The following is an 18,561-nucleotide window of genomic DNA, read 5'->3' as shown; positions in this document are numbered from 1 at the left end:
TAGACAACTGGCAGCACAGCGGATTCCCCGCAGCCTGCAGGAAAACCGGGGGCATTCCCAGAATTCCGCAGCAATCACGTGGGAATCCTATTGACTTGGGGGCTGGGGCAGGTACAAGCCACGCTCGTATAGGAATTTACCGAGAGGCCCCTGCCTTTTCGGACGCAGGAGAAGCACCATGGCGAAGCCGACCACAATCAAGATCCGCCTGAACTCGACCGCGGGCACCGGCCACTTCTACGTGACCAAGAAGAACGCGCGCACCATGACCGAAAAAATGGTAGTACGTAAGTACGATCCGGTTGTACGCAAGCACGTCGAGTACAAAGAAGGCAAAATCAAGTAAGCCTTAGCCGGTCTTACATGAATTAAGGGTCACGCATTGCGTGGCCCTTTTGCGTTTGAGCTGTTCAGTATCTAGGTGCAAGGCCATCACCTGGCGCTGCGTAACATTTATTCTACGCGGAGGACATAGAGGCTGGCTATGGTGCGGTTACTGCCAGCCATCTGGGGTGGTCGCTAAAATTCAATTAGAAACAGCTGAAAAAGCGTATCATTATCAAATTGGTAAGGCCTGATTTTGCCCCATTCCCTATCTAGATAGATTGCGTGGAATGGTGAATATAGGTGGTGTCATGGTTAAGAGTGCGTTGTTTAGCGCCGCATTTATGTTTGCGGTTGGTCCCGAGCCAAATCCGGTTTCGGAAAATGTTGTTCCCCTGCCCATAGAGGTTGCTGCTACTGGCTTGGAGGCCAGGGGCGCCTCAAGAGATCTGGGGGCTTTTGCAGGCCAACCCTCCCGAGAAATTGAGCCGGTTGCATCCGGCACGCAGCGGCGGGTGGTGCAGGTTCTCGGGCGGTCGCTGTCGCTCTCTCTGATGCGGGCGGATCGCATGGGATTGGCGGTTCTTAGCGTACCAAAGCGGAGTGTCATTGCCAATCTCCCCAACCTGGAGCCCGATGCCTTTCGCAGTCTGGTGGCTGTGGAAACGGGCTGTCGCCCAGTTGGGCAGGTTCAGGTGGTCGGCGGCAAAGGTGGCACGATGGCGCTGGCCACAGGGCTGTTTTGCAGCTAGCGGGCTGGTCTTTCATTCTGCTTTAAATCCGAGAGCCGGGTTGGCGAGGTCTGTGACTTATAGAGCGGAGGTCATTTAGGCCCGCCACTCGGCCATGGTCAGGACCGGTTTCAAGCCCTGGCTTTCAAACAGGCCTGCGGAGGTCTTGTTGAAGGGGGCGTAGGTGGTGGCGATGGTGCCGATCCCCAGGGTCTTTGCCCGCTGTTTGACCACAGTGAGCAGGGCTTGCCCAACGCCCATGCGGCGAAAGGCCTTTGCGGTGGCAATATGGTGCACCATCAGGCGGGTTTCTTCAAACAGGACAGGCAGCGGCAGACGGTGTTCAACGCCATAGATGACATAGCCCAAGAGCGCACCCTGAGGGCTTTCAGCTATGAGCGCGGTGATATTCTCTGTCTGTAGCCACTCTTGCAGCCACAGCGCGAGCGCCGTGTCAGAGGGGGCGGCGGGGTAGCGGGCGGGCTGATGTTCAACATGCAGGGCGTGCAGGTCTTGCAGTAGCGGGATAAGGCGGGCGGCCTCGCTTGGCGGTAGGTCGAGAATTTCCATTGGCTTCCTGTGTATCAATTTATCAAAGAATGGCTGTTCAAAAAGAAACGAGGGGCGGATCGTTGTGATCCGCCCCTCGCTGTAGGTCTTGGAATTTTTGTATCGCTTATTCGCGATTGCCAAGCAGCTGGAGCAACATCATGAAGAGGTTGATGAAGTCCAGATACAGGCTCAGCGCGCCCATGATGGCGGCCTTGCCCAGCCATTCTTGATCGCCGGAATGGGCCATCTCAAGGTAGGTGGTCTTGATCCGCTGGGTGTCATAGGCGGTCAGCCCGGCAAAGATCAGCACACCAATCACGGAAATCGCAAAGGCCATGGCGCCAGACTGCATGAACATGTTGACGATTGACGCGACGATCAGGCCAATCAGACCCATGATCAGGAAGGCACCCATCGCCGAGAGGTCTTTCTTGGTGGTGTAGCCCACCAGGGACAGGCCCGCAAAAGAGATCGCGGTGATCAGGAAGACCTGAATGATCGACTGCCCGGTGAAGACCAGAAAGATCGAGCTGAGCGACAGGCCCATAACTGCGGCAAATGCGTAGAACAGCAGCTGTACGCCTGCGGCGGGCATGCGGTTGGCAGCGGCGCCAAAGCCAAAGATGAAGGCTAGCGGAGCCAGCATGATGACCCATTTCAACGGCGACAGGTAAATCGCATTGCCAAAGCTGGTCAGGTATTTGCCTTCAGCGATCATTGCGCTGTCGCCAGCCGGGTCGCCGGTGACGGCCAGATTTGACAGAGCCCAGGCCGCCAGGAATGTGATGAAGAGGCCTGACGACATTGTGCCGTAGACCTTGTTCATATGGGCGCGTAGCCCCGCGTCGATCTCTGCAGTGCGGGTGCCTGCAGCGGATCTTATTGTATCAAACTGTGCCATGTATCATGGTCTCCGTTCCAAAGTCTCCCTTGCCGACCCCAATACGCCAAAGCGCGCCAGGAGGCATTCCCGCTAAATATCGGCTTTCTTTGGCGTCCATTCAAGGCTCTTGGCTAAAAATCCCCCTAAAAACGTAAAAAGACCTGCCGCATTCAGGGGCAGGTCTTTTTAGCGCTGTCTGAGCAGGCTGTTGGCGGGCACCTGGGTCTTTACCAGTGCCAGCTTTCCGGCGCATCCCAGAGAGGGCGCGCAGCTTCTTTCAGGGCCTCTTCACGGGTGATGCCAATGTCTTCCAGCGCGGCGGCATCCAGGGCTTTCAGGGCGCGGCGTTGGCGCAGCAGGGCAGCCCGATCGGCAATATGGGACAAAAGGCCAAAGCGCGCAGTCCGCGGCCGGGCGCCGGTGGTGGCGCAGGAGGTTACATTGTAAGTCATCGTCTCTGTCCTTTCATTCAACATTGATGCGTTTTTAGGTCTTCATCATTTCTATTGATGTATATGGTCTATTGTGATCTATTTTGAAAACGAATGTTATTGATGGAATGCATCAGGAGTTGTGATGGCACGGAATTTGGATATCACCACGCTGCGGTCCTTTGTGGCGGTAGCTGACTATGGCGGCGTCACGCGGGCGGCTGGCTTTCTGCATCTGACGCAATCGGCGGTGTCGATGCAGCTCAAGCGGCTGGAAGAGCTGTTGGGGCTGGCCTTGCTGGATCGGTCTGGCCGGACCATTGCATTGACCCCGTCGGGAGAGCAGCTGCTTGGCTATGCCCGGCGCATGGTGGCGCTGAACGATGAGGTTATCGGGCGGCTGACCGATCAGGCCTTTGAGGGCGAGGTGGTTCTGGGGGTGCCGCATGATGTGGTTTATCCGGTGATCCCGCAGGTCTTGCAGCGCTTCAATGCCAGTTTCCCACGGGTGAATGTCAATCTGGTGACCTCGAATACCCGGGATCTGAAGGCGGGTTTTGCCAAGGGCACCTATGATTTGATCCTGACCACCGAAAGCGGCGCTGGCGCCGACGGCGAGACGATCCACGAGATGCCGCTGCGCTGGGTCGGGGCGCCAAATGGGTCCGCCTGGCGGCAGCACCCGCTGCGGCTGGGGTTTTGCCGCGCCTGTATCTTCCGGCCGGTAGCCACGGCCAGGCTGGACCAGGCGGGGCTTGAATGGGACATGGCGGTGGATAGTGAATCTGATCGCACGGTCGAGGCGACGATCAGCGCGGATCTCGCCGTTGGGGTTTTGCTTGAAGGCACCATTCCCAGCCATCAGGAAGCCATCGAGCACGGTGGTGCCCTGCCAGATCTGCCGGTGCAGCATATCAACCTCTATGGGGCTGACAGTGTGCGTGCGGGCTTTGTCGAGGATCTGGCGCGGATTATTCGCCAGGGCTATGCCGCCCTGCGCCGCAGCCCGCTGCGTGCCGCAAGCTAGGCAATGCCGGGGCGGGGCCCCTCTGGCTGTGCTGCTTAGCACTGGCCTGTGCAGACAGAGGGGCCGTGTCAGGCCGTGTCGGGGCGTTACGGGGTGATCACCACCTTGCCCGTAGAGGCGCGGCTGCGCAGAAGCTCCAGCCCTTCGGCCACACGCTCTAGCGGCAGGACATGGCTGATATGGGGGCGGATACGCCCGGCGCTGTGCCAATCCATCAGGGTGGTCAGCGCGCGGCGGATCACCTCGGGGTGGGACTTCATGTAGCCGCCAATATAGAACCCGATCACAGTCAGGTTCTTGACCAGCAGGTGATTGGCAGGAATTTGCGGCACCTCGCCACTTGTAAAGCCGATGGGCAGCAGACGGCCACCTGGGTTGGTGGCGCGAAAGGCTTCGGTCCAGACATCGCCGCCCACCGCATCATAAACCACGTCGGCACCCCCCAGCGATTTTACCGCCTGGCGCAGGTCTTCCTTGGCATCAATCAGGTGGTCAGCCCCGGCGGCCTCGGCGATTTGAAGTTTACCCGTTCCGCGTGCATGGGCGATGACACGCGCCCCCATCAACTTGCCTATTTCCACTGCCGTCAGCCCGACGCCACCAGCGGCGCCGGTCACCAAGAGCGTCTCTCCTGGCTGCAAGCGGGCACAGTGGTCCAGGGCCACCTGACTGGTGCCATATGCGATCTGAAATGCGGCGGCATCTTCGAAAGACATGCTGTCCGGGATCACCAGGACGCGAGCGGCATCAAACACCCCTTCCTGGGCCAATCCGCCCTGACCGCCAAATACCGCAACGCGGTCGCCGGGGGTAAGATGCTGCACGGCCTCGCCACACTGCAGAACCTCACCTGCGGCCTCTAGACCTGGGGTGAAGGGCGGCTTTGGTGTGTCTTGGTATGTGCCCTTTTGCATTAGCAAATCTGCAAAGTTCAATCCGCAGGCGCGAATTCTGATCTTCACCTCGTGGGGCGCTGGGGCTGGGCTGGGGATTTCTTCTAGAACGGGAGAGCCATCAAAGGATCTGATGCGATAGGCCTGCATATTTCTGTCCACCTCTGCTTTGGGTCAGGTGATTCGCATCAAAACCTGATGCTGAAATGTCATTTTTTGCACCTCACTATTTATGGGGAGCCATATTTGGCTAGTCAAAAGTATATAGGGCACCATCAAAATGATAGGTGAATTCATACATTTGCTGCGTTGCAATGCGATGGGGAGAGGTGTCAGGCTTGTGTTCAACTGCGAAGGTCTTACAGTTAGAGCAGAGGTTGAGCTCTGATCGTGATAGTTGAGTACATCTGCGGCAGGCTGGCAAATGACGTATCCAGCAACGAAGGTGTCATGGCTATACCCGGGCAGGGGTTATATTGATTAACTAGGAGATAGCGAATGGCTCATCCTGTAGACGTACATGTAGGCAAGCGGATCCGCCACCGTAGATGGCTGATCGGCAAGACACAACAGCAACTGGCCGAACAGGTCGGCATCAAGTTCCAGCAAATCCAGAAATATGAAACCGGTGCAAACCGCGTCAGCGCCTCGCGGCTCTGGGATATTTCGGATGCGATGGGGGTTCCGGTCAGCTTCTTCTTCGAAGGACTGGAAGAAGAGGGCAAGACAGGGGTAAGCTCCTCTGTGCCGGATGATCTGATGGGCGATAAAGAAGCGCTCGATCTGGTGCGCTCTTACTATGCGATCCCGGAAAATCAGCGCCGCCGTCTGTTTGAACTGGCCCGCGTACTAAGCGACGCTGCCTGATCCCACCGGCCAGGCCGATGCCTGCTGGCCCGGCCTGTGCCTTTGCGTGTTCTGTCCCGCGGTGGGCGGCACCCCGTGTCACTGGCGGCGACAGAAGGCGCAAGCTGCGCTTTAGATCCAAGGCGGCGCTGACGGCGAAACGATGATTTCCCTTGAACCGGAGCTGCGAGAGTGGCACCGGTTTTTCCATGCGGATTTCAAGGGGCCGCGCGGTCTAACGCGCGGTCCAAATGGTTCAGGTGAAAAAATGACACAGACAGCTTTGAATGACATGCAGGTGGCCCATCACCTGGCCGAGGCAGCCCGCGCGGTGATCCTGCCCTATTTCCGCCAGAGCAACCTGGGCGCAGAGAACAAGCTGAGTGAGGGCTTTGACCCCGTCACCATTGCGGACCGTGCCGCCGAAGAGGCAATGCGGGCGGTTCTGGCCAAGCTGCGTCCAGAAGATGGCATCCTGGGAGAAGAGTTCCCCCCGGTGGCGGGGCGGTCGGGGCGCACCTGGGTGCTGGATCCGATTGATGGCACGCGTGGTTTCATCAGCGGTACCCCAACCTGGGGGGTGCTGATTGCCCTTTCTGATGCGACGGGGCCTATTCTGGGTGTCATTGATCAGCCCTACACCGCAGAGCGCTTTTCCGGTGGGCCCGACCTGGCCGAGATGTCCGGACCGCAGGGCATCAAGCCGCTGAAATGCCGTGATCAGCAACAGCTAGAACAGGCTATCCTGTTCACCACCTTCCCCGAAGTGGGCACAACAGAGGAAGGCGCGGCCTTTGGCCGGGTGTCACAGGCGGCAAAGCTGACGCGCTATGGCATGGATTGCTATGCCTATGCGCTTTTGGCGGCGGGGCAGATTGATCTGGTGATCGAGGCAGGTCTGAATCCCTATGACATTCACGCCCCCATTGCTGTGATCAAGGCGGCCGGCGGTATTGTCACCAATTGGCAGGGCGGGCCAGCCCATGACGGCGGGCAGGTTCTGGCTGCCGCAACCCCGGCACTGCATGCGCAGGCGCTGCAGCTGTTGCAGGCGCAGCCTATGCCAGCATAGTCGGTAGCTGGGCCTGGGGTCTTGATCGGGGGCGGCCATCTGGAGTAAAAGCCTAAAACAGGTCGAGTCCTTTGCCCGTTCTCTGTCGACCCATTGCACCTCCATGAACCGAGTCGGGCCTAAATGGAGTGTGCTGTGATGGGTGAAATTCTCATTGAAAATGCCGATACCGTTCTGACAATGGACGATGACGACAGGGTGTTGCAAAACGCCGATGTGCTGATCCGTGATGGCCAGATTGCGGCCCTGGGCCATGGCCTGCGGCGGGGGGCGGACACATCCGGGTTGTCACCGCACTGTCAGGTGGTCTCGGGCGTGGGCTGCGTGGTGACGCCGGGGTTGGTCAACACCCACCACCATCTGTACCAGAACCTCACCCGTGCGGTGCCGGGGGCGCAGGATGCGCTGCTTTTTGGCTGGCTGCAGCGGCTCTATCCGATCTGGAGCCGCTTTGGCCCGGAGGAGATGTTTGTTTCCGCCCAGCTGGGGCTGGTCGAGCTGGCGCTGTCTGGCTGCACGCTCAGCTCGGATCATCTTTATCTTTATCCCAATGGGGCGCGGCTGGAAGATACCATCCATGCCGCCGCCGAGGTTGGTCTGCGCTTTCACCCCACCCGCGGTGCGATGAGCATTGGTGAAAGCAGCGGTGGGCTACCGCCGGATCATCTGGTCGAAGACGAGGCCGCCATTCTGGAGGATATGATCCGGGTGGTGGATGGCTTTCATGATCCCGCCGAGGGGGCGATGTGCCGGGTGGGGCTGGCGCCATGTTCGCCCTTTTCGGTCAGCCGCGATCTGATGCGTGACACCGCCTTGTTGGCCCGCGACAAGCGGGTGATGCTGCACACCCATCTGGCGGAAAACGACGAGGATATTGCCTATAGCGAGGCTCAGTTTGGCTGTCGTCCGGGGCAATATGCCGAAGATCTCGGCTGGACCGGCCCGGATGTCTGGCATGCCCATTGCGTCAAGCTGAACCCGGTTGAGATTGACCTGTTCGCCCGCAGTCGCACCGGCGTGGCGCATTGCCCCTGTTCCAATTGCCGTCTTGGATCGGGCATCGCGCCAGTGCGGCAGATGCGGGACGCCGGGGTGCCTGTCGGATTGGGGGTGGATGGCTCTGCCAGCAACGATATGGCCAATCTGATGGGTGAGGCCCGCCAGACCCTGTTGCTGCAGCGAGTGTCACAGGGTGCCGACGCGATGAGCGCCTATGAAGCGCTGCAGATCGCCACGCGTGGCGGGGCCGATGTGCTTGGGAGACCGGATTGTGGCCGTCTGGCGGTGGCGAAACGCGCGGATATTGCCATCTGGGATACCACGGGTGTTGAGGCAAGCGGCAGTTGGGATCCGGCAGCGCTGCTGCTGGCGGGGGCAAGCCAGGTCAAACATCTGTTTGTCGAAGGACGGCAGGTGATCCGGGACGGGGCTGTCACCAGCCTGGATCTGCCGCAGCTGCTGCAACGCCACCACGGCCTGGCACAGCGCCTGATGCAGGGCGGCTAAGGCTCTGTCCGGGCGGTGGTGGGGCAGGGGGCGCGGCCCAAGCCCCCCCTTGCCCAAGCCGGGGAAGGATAGGCGCGGCACTACCTGGGGCGTGTTACTGGCGTTGCCCGTTGATCCAGACCTCTGCGATGGCACGGTCATCGCCCATCATGATGGTGGGAAACAGTGCCTCCCACAGGTCGGCGGCGCAGGCGCTGCGCTGGGCAATGGCCGGGGTCGAGGCCAGATCCAGCACCACCAGGTCTGCCTCCATGCCGGCGGCGATATTGCCGATCTTGTCCTGCATCCGCATCGCCCTGGCAGAGCCCTGGGTGGCCAGCCAGATCAGTTGGGCAGCATGCAGTGGATGGCCGCGCAGCTGGCCGACTTCATAGGCGGCCGCCATGGTGCGCAGCATCGAAAAGCTGGATCCGCCGCCGGTGTCGGTGGCCAGACCAATCCGGTGGCCATCAGCCATCAGCCCCTGCATGTCAAACAGACCAGAGCCAATGAATGTATTTGAGGTGGGGCAATGCACCAGGCCTGCATCCAGCTCGCGCAGCCGGTGGCGCTCACGCTCTTCCAGGTGGATGGCATGCCCGTAGAGGCCGCGCGCACCCAGCAGGCCAAAGGCTTCATAGGTATCAAGATAGTCGCGCGCCTGTGGGAACAGCGTCTTGACCCATTCGATTTCGTCCAGCTGTTCGCTTAGGTGGGTCTGCATCAGGCAGGTGGGATGTTCGGCCCAAAGCGCGCCAAGGGCGGCCAGTTGATCGGGCGTCGAGGTGGGGGAAAAGCGCGGCGTGATAGCATATTCGATCCGGTCCACCCCGTGCCAGCGTTCGATCAAGGCCTTGCTGTCATCATATGCTGACTGGGGCGTGTCGCGCAGCCCGTCAGGCGCATTGCGATCCATGCAGGTCTTGCCGGCAACCACCCGCTGACCACGCGCCTGGGCGGCGGTGAAAAATGCATTTACGCTCTCTGGGTGGATGGTGGCAAAACTGCAGACAGTGGTGGTGCCATTGGCGGCAGAAAGATCAAGGTAACGCTCAGAGATTTCCTGCGCATAGGCGGCATCGCCAAAGCGCATTTCTTCGGGAAAGGTATAGGTGTTGAGCCAGTCGATCAGCCGTTTGCCCCAGCTGGCGATCATGGCGGTCTGTGGGTAATGCACATGGGCGTCAACAAAGCCCGCGACAATCAGCTTGTCACCGTGGTCGATCACTCCGGCCTCTGGCAGCAGCGCCTGCATCTGTTCAAATGTTCCGGTGCCGACCATCTTGCCCTGTGAAATGGCCAGCGCGGCACAGATCTGCGTCGCCTCTTCTGGGTGGGGCACCGTAAAGGGCGAACCGGTAAAGGACAGCACGTGTCCGCGTAGGATAAATTCGCTCACCATTTTGGGGCCGTCCTTTTTCTTGCCAAATCGCGGCGCTGAGGATAGGCGCGCCAAAGGTTCCGGTAAATTGTCTTATTGTCATTGTTTTCTGGTAACTGCTTCTACTATTTTGCAACCAATCTTGGCAAAGGGCAGCATATGAGCACCAGCGACGATATCCAGCGCACCGAACAAAGTGGCGATGACGGTTATCTGCTGGATCGCAAGCTGGTCGCCCAGATCCTCTTTGCGGTGGATCGCAATGACAAACAGGGCTTGGCGGATCTGCTGGAGCATCTGCATGCGGCGGATATTGCCGACCTTCTGGAACAGATCAACACCCATGATCGCGCCCGCCTGATCCGGCTCTATGGGCGCGAGTTCGACGGTGAAATCCTGTCGGAACTGGACGAGAGCATCCGCGAAGAGGTGATTTCCATCCTGAACCCGGCGGTTCTGGCCGACGCGGTGCGCGAGCTGGAAACCGATGATGTGGTCGACCTGCTGGAGGATCTGGAAGAGCCGCAGCAGGGAGTCATCCTGGATGCGCTGGAAGAGTCTGACCGGGCGGCGGTTGAACAATCTCTCAGCTTTCCGGAAAATTCCGCCGGGCGGTTGATGCAGCGTGAGGTGGTGCTGGCGCCAGAGCATTGGAACGTCGGGCAAGCCATTGATTATATGCGCGAGTCTGACAACTTGCCGGAGCAGTTTTACCATGTGGTGCTGGTTGATCCGCGCCTGCATCCGATTGGCAATGTGACGCTGGGCCGGATCATGGGCGCGCACCGTACGACGCCGCTCAGCGATCTGGTCGAAGAGAGCTTTCAGGTGATCCCGGCGGATCAGGACGAAGAAGATGTCGCCTATGCCTTTAATCAATACCACCTGATTTCCGCCCCGGTGGTCGACAGCGAAGGGCGCTTGGCGGGGGTCATCACCATTGATGACGCCATGGCGGTGCTGGATGAAGGACACGAAGAAGATATTCTGCGTCTCGCCGGGGTGAGCGACGAAAGCTCGCTCTCGGATCGGGTGATCGAAACCACCAAACGCCGTTTTCCCTGGCTGGCAGTCAATCTGGTGACAGCGATCCTGGCCTCGGCGGTGATTGCGCAGTTCGAGGTGACAATTGCCAGTTTTGTCGCCCTTGCGGTGCTGATGCCGATTGTCGCCTCCATGGGGGGCAATGCGGGGACGCAGTCGCTGACCGTGGCGGTGCGGGCGATGGCCACGCGCGATCTGACCGGATCCAACGTCTGGCGGGTGATCCGACGCGAAGCCTTGGTCGGGCTGGTCAATGGCGTGATCTTTGCGGTTGTCATGGGGCTGGTGGGAGCGCTTTGGTTTGGCTCTGCGGGGTTGGGCGCGGTACTGGCTGCCGCAATGGTGATCAATCTGGTCGTGGCTGGACTGGCGGGAACGGTGGTTCCCATTCTACTGGACAAGTTGGGAATTGACCCGGCGCTGGCCTCTGGGGCCTTTGTGACCACCGTGACCGATGTGGTTGGCTTCTTTGCCTTTTTGGGTCTGGCCGCCTGGGTCCTTCTGTAGGAGAGAGCAGATGAGCAAGGCAGGCGAAAACCTGGCAGAGATCAAGGCAGCGGCGCGCAAAGCGGCCTTTGCCCGCCGAAAAGAGGCCTTTGATCTTTGCATCCCCGGCGCCGCCGGCCGTCTGTCCGAAGTTCTTGCAGGCTATCGCGGTGTGCCACTGTCGGGGTTCCTGCCGATCCGCACCGAAATCGACCCTTTGCCTGCCATGGCAGAGGCTGCCGCCCACGGGCTGGTTGGCGTGCCGGTCATTCAGGGCAAGGCACAGCCGCTGAAATTCAGCCGCTGGCAGCCAGATGCGCCGCTGCGTGAGGGGCCGTTTGGTGCCTCGGTTCCGGTGGTGGATGACTATTTCGAACCGGAAATACTGATTGTGCCGCTGGTGGCCTTTGATGCCCGTGGCGGGCGGCTGGGATATGGCGGGGGGTTTTATGATCGCACGCTGGAGCAGTTGCGCGCCAAGCGACCGACCCTGGCCATCGGTTTTGCCTTTGATGCCCAGGAGGCCACCGATCTGCCGCTGGAGGCAACGGATCAACCGCTGGATATGGTGGTAACGCAAAGCCGGGTCTTGCAGTTCATCGGCTAAATGCAGCGTCCGTCCGCAAAATTGGAACCGCAGCAGCCAACTGTGGCTCTGTTGCGAAAAAATTCATCTGATCGGTGCCGGGGCCTTGTCCTGCCGGGGCGCAGGCCCTAGGACAGAAAAATGCGAATTTTGTTTCTAGGCGATGTGATGGGCCGCGCCGGGCGCCGTGCTATCACCGAAAACCTGCCGCGGCTGCGTCAGGACTGGCGGCTCGACTTTGTCGTGGTCAATGGCGAAAATGCGTCTAACGGCATGGGGCTGAGCGGCGATCACGCAAAGCTGTTGCTTGATGCAGGGGCCGATTGCCTGACGCTGGGCGATCATGCCTTTGACCAAAAGGACATGCTGCAGTTCATCGAGAAAGAGCCGCGTATAATCCGGCCTCTGAACTTTGCCAAGGGTGCGCCGGGGCGCGGCTATCGGCTGTTTGACGCCACTGGTGGCCGCAAGGTTCTGGTGACACAGGCGCTGGGCCAGGTCTTCATGAAACGCGCCTTTGATGACCCTTTTGGCGCCGTCGAGGCGGTGCTGAAATCGCATCCGCGCGGCGGGCTGGCGCAGGCCGTTATCGTTGATATGCACTGCGAAGCCACCTCTGAAAAAATGGCCATGGGGCATTTCTGCAATGGTCGCGCCTCCTTGGTGGTGGGCACCCATACCCATGTGCCGACGGGGGATGCGCAGATCCTGTCCGATGGCACGGGCTATCTGACCGATGCGGGCATGTGCGGCGATTATAATTCCGTGATCGGCATGGAAAAAACTGAACCCATGCGCCGTTTTCTGACCGGCATGCCCAAGAGCCGCTTTACCCCGGCCGAGGGCGAAGCCACCCTGTCTGGGGCCTTGGTGGTGACCGATGATCGCACCGGTGCCACAAAAGAAATCCACATGGTGCGCAATGGCGGCCTGTTGCAGCCCGCCGGGCCAGAGGCCTGATCGTGCCGGTAGGGTGCTGGGCGAAAGAAATTCTTTTTCAGCCCGTGCCCTGCTATATCGCGTCCCTTTTTTCCGCCGCACAAGGGCTGCTGCCCGTCGCAGCCCTTGCCCCATCTTTTAGGATGAGGGAAACTTGGCGCTGGCAGGCGTTCACGGCTGAAGGAAATACTGCAAGCCAAGACCCCGCCAAAGAAATTTGGGACTGTCGACACCTATGGATCTGATCAAATTTTCCCAGACCGTCAGCCTGTCTCAGAACGGCAGTGCGATGCTTGCCCTGATCATCGTGGGGCTGATGTTTGTGGCATTTGTGCGCGAAATCTACCCAACCGAGGTGGTCGCCATGGCCGGCGTCTCGTTGATGCTGATCACCGGCGTTCTTCCCTATGACAGTGCCGTTTCCGTGCTGTCAAACCCGGCCCCCTGGACCATTGCGGCGATGTTTATCATCATGGGGGCATTGGTGCGTACCGGGGCGCTGGATGCCTTTACCGCAAGGGCACGCAAACAGGCAGAGGTGAACCCGAAACGCGCCATTGCCATGCTGATGGTTTTTGTGGTCGCAGCCTCTGCCGTGGTGTCAAATACGCCGGTTGTCGTGGTGATGATCCCGGTATTTGTGCAGATCTCGCGCACCCTGGGAATTTCCGCCTCCAAGATGTTGATCCCGCTGAGCTATGCGGCGATCCTGGGTGGCACGCTGACCTTGATTGGTACCTCGACCAACCTGCTTGTGGACGGGGTTGCACGGGCGCAGGGGCTGGCACCGTTCTCGATATTTGAGGTCACCCCACTGGGGATCGTGCTGGTCATCTGGGGCATGATCTATCTGCGTTATATCTCGCCCCGGCTGCTGCCGGATCGTGACAGCATGGCGATGCTGCTGAGCGATCGATCAAAGATGAAGTTTTTCACTGAGGCGGTGATCCCGCCGGAAAGCAACCTGATTGGCCGTGAAGTCACCGGGGTGCAGCTGTTCAAGCGCCCGGGTGTGCGATTGATCGATCTGGTGCGCGGCGATATCTCGCTGCGGCGCAATCTCAAAGGGGTTGAATTGCAGGTTGGGGATCGCGTGGTCTTGCGGACCGAAATGACCGAACTGCTAAGCCTGCAGGCGAACAAAGAGCTGAAGCGGGTAGATCAGGTTTCTGCGGTGGAAACCAAAACCGTCGAGGTGCTGGTCACGCCGGGTTGCCGCCTGGTTGGGCGGTCATTGGGGGCGATGCGCCTGCGTCGGCGCTATGGCGTCTATGTGCTGGCGGTGCATCGTCGGAACCAGAACATCGGCGTGCAGCTGGATGATCTGGTGGTGCGGGTGGGCGACACCCTGCTGCTTGAAGGCACGCCAGGGGATATTCAGCGACTGGCGGTGGATATGGACATGGCGGATGTCTCGCAGCCGACCCAGCGGGCCTATCGGCGTGGCCATGCGCCGCTGGCGATTGCTGGTCTCTTGTCCATCGTGATTCTGGCGGCATTTGGGGTTGCGCCCATTCTGCTGCTGTCGGTGGTGGTGGTGGCCATGGTGTTGATCACCCGCTGTATTGATGCGGATGAGGCCTTTTCCTTTGTTGACGGCCAGCTTTTGGCGCTGATCTTTTCCATGCTGGCGATTGGTGCCGCCCTGGAAAGCTCTGGTGCGGTTCGCCTGATTGCCGAAGCAATTGCCCCGGCGCTGACTGGCTTGCCGCCCTTTGTACTGGTCTGGGCTATTTATCTTCTGACCTCGGTCTTGACCGAATTGGTGTCAAATAATGCGGTGGCGGTGGTGGTCACGCCGATTGCGGTGGGGCTGGCCCAGGCGATTGGTGTTGATCCGCGCCCACTGGTGGTGGCCGTGATGGTGGCAGCGTCGGCGTCTTTTGCCACGCCGATTGGCTATCAGACAAATATGCTGGTCTATGGTCCGGGCGGGTATAAGTTCACCGATTTCCTGCGCGTCGGCATCCCGCTGAACCTAAGTGTCGGGCTCCTGGCTTCGGTAATTATTCCCTTTCTCTGGCCGCTATAGGCCACGTTGAGCGGCGGGCTATGCGGGCGGAATGTCGCCAAGGTGCGGGCCCCTTGATGAAACCTTCACGTTCCACCCTATATCATAAGGGTAAGCAGGACGATGGAGGACATTTTGATGAGTTTCAGACATGGATTTCTAGTTTTTCTTTTCACCGCAGCATCAGGTATTGCACTGATGTCTCTGGTGCTCTCCTGACGTGGAGACAGGCCAATAGTCCCGGCTGACTCCTGTCTTTGACGGGGTATTGTGCCGGGCGTTTGATATCGTGGTTCAGGCGATGAGCCTGGACCGGCCCGCCTGGCGCCCGGAAAAGAGGCAGCCGCCCAGGAAGGTCCCTTCCAAGGCATTGTAACCGTGATAGCCACCACCGCCAAAGCCGGCGGCCTCTCCGATTGCGAAAAGGCCCGGCACTGGGCTGCCATCTGCCCCCACCATCTGGCTGTCCAGATTGGTCTGCAATCCACCCAGAGTTTTGCGTGTCAGAATGTTGAGCCGTACGGCAATCAGCGGGCCATTTTGGCGATCCAGGATGCGATGAGGCTTAGCGGTGCGGATCAACCGATCGCCGCGATAGTTGCGGGCTGCATTCATCGCAATCACCTGGGCGTCCTTTGCAAAGGGGTTGTCGACCTGAGCATCGCGTGCTTCGATCTGGCGGCGCAGGTGGGTCTCGTCCAGTGGCAGATCTGCAATCCGGTTCATGCCCGCCACCAGATCGGCCAGATCATCGGCCACCACAAAATCTTCGCCATGTTTCTTGAAGGCCTCAACCGGGGCCGGGGCCTGCCCGCGCGCAAGCAGGCGCGCGCGGATGACCTCGCGCCATTTACCAGAGGTGAGGTCCGGGTTTTGTTCCGACCCGGACAGAGCGAATTCCTTCTCAATGATCTTTTGGCTAAGGATGAACCAGCTGTAATCATGGCCGGTTTTCAGGATTTCTTTCAGGGTTTCCAGGGTGTTGAACCCTGGCAGGCAGGGTGGGGGCAGGCGGTCGCCACGGGCATCAAACCACATGGCTGACGGCCCCGGCAGAATGCGAATGCCGTGGTTTGGCCAGATCGGATCCCAGTTGCGCAGCCCTTCGGTGTAGTGCCACATGCGATCGCCGTTGATCACATGGCCACCGGCGGCTTCGGCAATTGGGATCATCCGCCCGTCCACATGAAAAGGCACCCCGGCCACCATGTTCTTGGGGGGTGGGCCCAGGCGTTCGCGCGGCCAGTTCTTGCGCACCAGATCCAGATTGCCGCCAATCCCCCCCGAGGCCACGATGACCGAGGGCGCATAGGCTTCAAATTCGCCGATTTCCTCGCGGTTGGTACGCACGCCCTGGGCAGCTGTATCGGCGGCCAGCACCTCACCCGAGACGCCTTTGACTTCGCCGCATTGCACAATGATATGGCTGACCTGATGGCGAAACCAGGTCGAGATCCGCCCGGCGTCGACATGTGCCGCAAGACGCGTGGCAAAGGGCGCAACCACGCCGGGGCCGGTGCCCCAGGTGACATGAAACCGCGGCACCGAATTGCCATGGCCCTGAGCGCTGCCGCCGCCACGTTCGGCCCAACCGACAACCGGAAACCAGCGCATGCCCATCTGGTGCAGCCAGGGACGCATTTCGCTGGCGGCAAAGTCAAGATAGGCACGGGCCCATTGCCGGGGCCAGTCGTCTTCGGCGCGGTCAAACTGGGCGCTGCCCATCCAGTCGCGCCGGGCCAGATCATGGCTATCCCGGATCCCCATGCGGCGTTGTTCTGGCGTGTCGATCATGAACAACCCGCCCAGGCTCCAATGTGCCTGGCCACCCAGAAATTGCGCGGGCTCTTGCTCTAGCAGGATCACCCGCTTGCCGCGATCACCCAGGTCGCAGGCCGCGGCCAGCCCGGCAATGCCAGCCCCGACGATGATCACATCTGCCGCGTTGTCTGTTGCACCCGCCATCTGCACCTCCCGGTTATGGTTGCAATCAGCCTAAGCGCAGCGCCGGGGCTGGGCAAATGTTTCGCCACCTTCCCTGGCGGAGCCTTGGGCCACTCCAGGCGGGGCGCAGGCCGGATCAGAGTGGCCAGAACACCAGGATCGAGGGGATGGAAATTGCAATCACCAGCACCTCAAGCGGCAGCCCCATGCGCCAGTAGTCGCCAAAGCGATAGCCGCCGGGCCCCAGAACCAAGGTATTGTTCTTGTGGCCAATCGGGGTCAGGAAGGCCGCCGAGGCCGCCACGGCCACGGCCATCAAGAACGGATCGGGCGAGACCCCAAGTGTCGTGGCCATTTGAATGCCCACCGGCGCTGCAACAATGGCGGTGGCGGTGTTGTTCAGCACATCGGACAGCGTCATGGTCACCACCATCAGCACCGTCAGCACCATCCAAGAGGGCAGGCCTTCAGTTAACCCGATCAGCCCATTGGCGATCAGCTGTGTTCCGCCCGAGGCATCCAATGCGGCGCCCAACGGGATCATGGAGCCCAGCAAAACCACGACTGGCCATTCCACATGGTCGTAGATCTCTGCCACCGGCAGCACCTTGATCAGGACATAAGACACAACCACCAGCCCCAACGCGATCGGCAGGTAGATCACCCCGGCAGAGGCTGCAAGCACCGCCAGGCCAAACAGGCCAATCGCTGCCCAGGTCTTGTCATTGGCGGTGACCGCCAGGCCGCGCTCTGCCAGTGGCAGACAGCCCAGCCATTCCGTCACATCGCTGCCGCGTTCCCGCGGGCAGAGCAGCAGCAGAATGTCGCCGGCCTCGATCTCTGTCTGGCGGATGTGTTTTGTGAGGCGTCGCCCCTGCCGGGCCAGCCCCAAGAGGACGGCGTTTTGCCGCCAGGCCAAGCCCAGAGACTGGGCCGAGCGTCCATCGATACGGGCGCCTTCCGGCACCACCACTTCGACCAGCTCCAGGCCATCGCCCGCTGCGGTCAATGTTTCCTGGCGGGCACTATCTGAAAAATGCAGCGACAATGTGGTGCGGAATTCATCCAGCGCATCAGGGCGGGCCTCCAGTACCAGGGTATCGCCCGCTTGCAGCACCGCCCCGGCGGCGCGCCCATAGTGGCGTTTGCTGTTCCGGATCAGCCCCAGAATGGCGACATCAGCCTGTTCGGCGTCCTTGTCCAGGGTGCCAAGCCGCTTGCCGATCAAAGCAGAGTCATCCGGTATGGTCAGTTCGGCAATGTAATCAGCTAGCTGCGCCTCGGAGTTGCCGGCGGCCTCGTGCCGCTGCGGGATCAGCCGCCAGCCGACCAGTGCCACAAACGCCAGCCCGACCAGGGCAACGATGCCACCAACCGGGGCAAAGTCAAACATGCCGAAGGGTTCGCCGAGCGACTCTTGCCGGATCGAGGCGATGATGATGTTGGGCGGGGTGCCGATCAGCGTTGCCATGCCGCCCAGGATGGTGGCAAAGGACAGCGGCATCAGGCTTAGCCCCGGGGCGCGTCCGGCCTTGCGGGCGGTCTGGATATCGACCGGCATCAGCAGGGCCAGGGCGGCCACATTGTTCATAAAGGCCGACAGTACGGCGGCGACGCCCCCCATCAGGCCGATATGGCCACCAAGACTGCGTGAACTGTCCACCAGCGTGCGGGTGATCAGGAACACAGCACCCGAACGCACCAATCCGGCAGAAACAATCAGCACCAGCGCCACCACCAGTGTGGCCGGGTGGCCAAAGCCGGAAAAGGCCTCGGCGGTGGGTACAAGCCCCAGCACCACTGCAACCATCAGCGCAAAAAAGGCAACAATATCGTAGCGAAAGCGCCCCCAGAGGAACAGGCCGAAGACGGCGGCGAATATGGCGAACAAGGCGATTTGGTCAAATGTCATACCGCCACTCTAGC

At 60.3% G+C, this 18,561-nt stretch carries 17 protein-coding genes; 10 read left to right on the top strand and 7 right to left on the bottom strand.

Going from position 1 to position 18,561, the window contains the following annotated elements; translation table 11 throughout:
• The first annotated feature begins 178 nt into the window (after positions 1–178).
• Positions 179–346: a 50S ribosomal protein L33 gene (rpmG, locus tag P2081_RS09555; protein WP_007814563.1), complete on the top strand. Its 168-nt coding sequence runs from the start codon at positions 179–181 to the stop codon at positions 344–346.
• A 289-nt stretch (positions 347–635) separates the two neighbouring features.
• The gene (locus P2081_RS09550) at positions 636–1,076 is read left to right on the top strand and encodes a hypothetical protein (protein ID WP_278922642.1); all 441 of its coding nucleotides are present in this window, start codon (positions 636–638) and stop codon (positions 1,074–1,076) included.
• A gap of 75 nt (positions 1,077–1,151) precedes the next feature.
• Here the strand turns inward: P2081_RS09550 and P2081_RS09545 are convergent, their stop codons facing one another.
• From P2081_RS09545 to P2081_RS09535, 3 genes are all read right to left on the bottom strand, one after another.
• Complete coding sequence (locus P2081_RS09545) at positions 1,152–1,625, bottom strand: GNAT family N-acetyltransferase (protein WP_278922641.1); 474 nt, start codon at positions 1,623–1,625, stop codon at positions 1,152–1,154.
• A 106-nt stretch (positions 1,626–1,731) separates the two neighbouring features.
• On the bottom strand, positions 1,732–2,508 hold the full coding sequence (locus P2081_RS09540) for a Bax inhibitor-1/YccA family protein (protein ID WP_278922640.1): 777 nt from the start codon (positions 2,506–2,508) through the stop codon (positions 1,732–1,734).
• A gap of 209 nt (positions 2,509–2,717) precedes the next feature.
• Positions 2,718–2,942: a YjiS-like domain-containing protein gene (locus tag P2081_RS09535; RefSeq protein WP_278922639.1), complete on the bottom strand. Its 225-nt coding sequence runs from the start codon at positions 2,940–2,942 to the stop codon at positions 2,718–2,720.
• Between the two features lie 124 nt (positions 2,943–3,066).
• On the opposite strand from P2081_RS09535, the gene P2081_RS09530 reads away from it, so the two are divergent.
• Positions 3,067–3,948: a LysR family transcriptional regulator gene (locus tag P2081_RS09530; RefSeq protein WP_278922638.1), complete on the top strand. Its 882-nt coding sequence runs from the start codon at positions 3,067–3,069 to the stop codon at positions 3,946–3,948.
• 86 nt (positions 3,949–4,034) lie between these two features.
• Here the strand turns inward: P2081_RS09530 and P2081_RS09525 are convergent, their stop codons facing one another.
• Positions 4,035–4,991 carry an NADPH:quinone oxidoreductase family protein gene (locus P2081_RS09525; RefSeq protein ID WP_278922637.1) on the bottom strand — a complete coding sequence of 319 codons (957 nt, stop codon included), beginning with the start codon at positions 4,989–4,991 and terminating at the stop codon, positions 4,035–4,037.
• A 348-nt stretch (positions 4,992–5,339) separates the two neighbouring features.
• On the opposite strand from P2081_RS09525, the gene P2081_RS09520 reads away from it, so the two are divergent.
• From P2081_RS09520 to P2081_RS09510, 3 genes are all read left to right on the top strand, one after another.
• Positions 5,340–5,708 carry a helix-turn-helix domain-containing protein gene (locus P2081_RS09520; protein WP_278922636.1) on the top strand — a complete coding sequence of 123 codons (369 nt, stop codon included), beginning with the start codon at positions 5,340–5,342 and terminating at the stop codon, positions 5,706–5,708.
• Between the two features lie 247 nt (positions 5,709–5,955).
• The gene (gene hisN, locus P2081_RS09515; protein ID WP_278922635.1) at positions 5,956–6,759 is read left to right on the top strand and encodes a histidinol-phosphatase; all 804 of its coding nucleotides are present in this window, start codon (positions 5,956–5,958) and stop codon (positions 6,757–6,759) included.
• 138 nt (positions 6,760–6,897) lie between these two features.
• On the top strand, positions 6,898–8,265 hold the full coding sequence (locus P2081_RS09510) for an 8-oxoguanine deaminase (RefSeq protein ID WP_278922634.1): 1,368 nt from the start codon (positions 6,898–6,900) through the stop codon (positions 8,263–8,265).
• Positions 8,266–8,359: 94 nt separating this feature from the next.
• Here the strand turns inward: P2081_RS09510 and guaD are convergent, their stop codons facing one another.
• The gene (gene guaD, locus P2081_RS09505; RefSeq protein ID WP_278922633.1) at positions 8,360–9,646 is read right to left on the bottom strand and encodes a guanine deaminase; all 1,287 of its coding nucleotides are present in this window, start codon (positions 9,644–9,646) and stop codon (positions 8,360–8,362) included.
• Between the two features lie 138 nt (positions 9,647–9,784).
• On the opposite strand from guaD, the gene mgtE reads away from it, so the two are divergent.
• The 4 genes from mgtE to P2081_RS09485 all read left to right on the top strand — a co-directional run bounded on the left by mgtE (position 9,785) and on the right by P2081_RS09485 (position 14,712).
• On the top strand, positions 9,785–11,176 hold the full coding sequence (gene mgtE, locus P2081_RS09500; protein WP_278922632.1) for a magnesium transporter: 1,392 nt from the start codon (positions 9,785–9,787) through the stop codon (positions 11,174–11,176).
• Positions 11,177–11,186: 10 nt separating this feature from the next.
• Entirely contained in the window at positions 11,187–11,762 is a 576-nt protein-coding gene (locus tag P2081_RS09495) for a 5-formyltetrahydrofolate cyclo-ligase (protein ID WP_278922631.1), read from the top strand.
• Positions 11,763–11,882: 120 nt separating this feature from the next.
• Positions 11,883–12,701, top strand: coding sequence for a TIGR00282 family metallophosphoesterase (locus tag P2081_RS09490; protein WP_278922630.1), 819 nt, complete (start codon positions 11,883–11,885; stop codon positions 12,699–12,701).
• Between the two features lie 214 nt (positions 12,702–12,915).
• Positions 12,916–14,712, top strand: a complete 1,797-nt coding sequence (locus tag P2081_RS09485) for an SLC13 family permease (protein ID WP_278922629.1) — start codon at positions 12,916–12,918, stop codon at positions 14,710–14,712.
• Positions 14,713–14,985: 273 nt separating this feature from the next.
• Here the strand turns inward: P2081_RS09485 and P2081_RS09480 are convergent, their stop codons facing one another.
• Both P2081_RS09480 and P2081_RS09475 read right to left on the bottom strand, forming a co-directional pair.
• On the bottom strand, positions 14,986–16,656 hold the full coding sequence (locus P2081_RS09480) for an FAD-binding dehydrogenase (protein ID WP_278922628.1): 1,671 nt from the start codon (positions 16,654–16,656) through the stop codon (positions 14,986–14,988).
• 115 nt (positions 16,657–16,771) lie between these two features.
• On the bottom strand, positions 16,772–18,547 hold the full coding sequence (locus P2081_RS09475; protein ID WP_278922627.1) for an SLC13 family permease: 1,776 nt from the start codon (positions 18,545–18,547) through the stop codon (positions 16,772–16,774).
• Between the last annotated feature and the right edge of the window lie 14 nt (positions 18,548–18,561).

It is taken from the genome of Pseudophaeobacter profundi (genome assembly GCF_029697505.1).
Classification (GTDB): Bacteria; Pseudomonadota; Alphaproteobacteria; order Rhodobacterales; family Rhodobacteraceae; genus Pseudophaeobacter; species Pseudophaeobacter profundi.
This window is presented reverse-complemented; position numbering and strand designations above follow the sequence as displayed.

Bases quoted from the DNA above. Each gene is read 5' to 3' on its own strand.
- rpmG (WP_007814563.1), top strand. From the start codon at position 179: ATGGCGAAGCCGACCACAATCAAGATCCGCCTGAACTCGACCGCGGGC.
- P2081_RS09550 (WP_278922642.1), top strand. From the start codon at position 636: ATGGTTAAGAGTGCGTTGTTTAGCGCCGCATTTATGTTTGCGGTTGGT.
- P2081_RS09545 (WP_278922641.1), bottom strand. From the start codon at position 1,625: ATGGAAATTCTCGACCTACCGCCAAGCGAGGCCGCCCGCCTTATCCCG.
- P2081_RS09540 (WP_278922640.1), bottom strand. From the start codon at position 2,508: ATGGCACAGTTTGATACAATAAGATCCGCTGCAGGCACCCGCACTGCA.
- P2081_RS09535 (WP_278922639.1), bottom strand. From the start codon at position 2,942: ATGACTTACAATGTAACCTCCTGCGCCACCACCGGCGCCCGGCCGCGG.
- P2081_RS09530 (WP_278922638.1), top strand. From the start codon at position 3,067: ATGGCACGGAATTTGGATATCACCACGCTGCGGTCCTTTGTGGCGGTA.
- P2081_RS09525 (WP_278922637.1), bottom strand. From the start codon at position 4,991: ATGCAGGCCTATCGCATCAGATCCTTTGATGGCTCTCCCGTTCTAGAA.
- P2081_RS09520 (WP_278922636.1), top strand. From the start codon at position 5,340: ATGGCTCATCCTGTAGACGTACATGTAGGCAAGCGGATCCGCCACCGT.
- hisN (WP_278922635.1), top strand. From the start codon at position 5,956: ATGACACAGACAGCTTTGAATGACATGCAGGTGGCCCATCACCTGGCC.
- P2081_RS09510 (WP_278922634.1), top strand. From the start codon at position 6,898: ATGGGTGAAATTCTCATTGAAAATGCCGATACCGTTCTGACAATGGAC.
- guaD (WP_278922633.1), bottom strand. From the start codon at position 9,646: ATGGTGAGCGAATTTATCCTACGCGGACACGTGCTGTCCTTTACCGGT.
- mgtE (WP_278922632.1), top strand. From the start codon at position 9,785: ATGAGCACCAGCGACGATATCCAGCGCACCGAACAAAGTGGCGATGAC.
- P2081_RS09495 (WP_278922631.1), top strand. From the start codon at position 11,187: ATGAGCAAGGCAGGCGAAAACCTGGCAGAGATCAAGGCAGCGGCGCGC.
- P2081_RS09490 (WP_278922630.1), top strand. From the start codon at position 11,883: ATGCGAATTTTGTTTCTAGGCGATGTGATGGGCCGCGCCGGGCGCCGT.
- P2081_RS09485 (WP_278922629.1), top strand. From the start codon at position 12,916: ATGGATCTGATCAAATTTTCCCAGACCGTCAGCCTGTCTCAGAACGGC.
- P2081_RS09480 (WP_278922628.1), bottom strand. From the start codon at position 16,656: ATGGCGGGTGCAACAGACAACGCGGCAGATGTGATCATCGTCGGGGCT.
- P2081_RS09475 (WP_278922627.1), bottom strand. From the start codon at position 18,547: ATGACATTTGACCAAATCGCCTTGTTCGCCATATTCGCCGCCGTCTTC.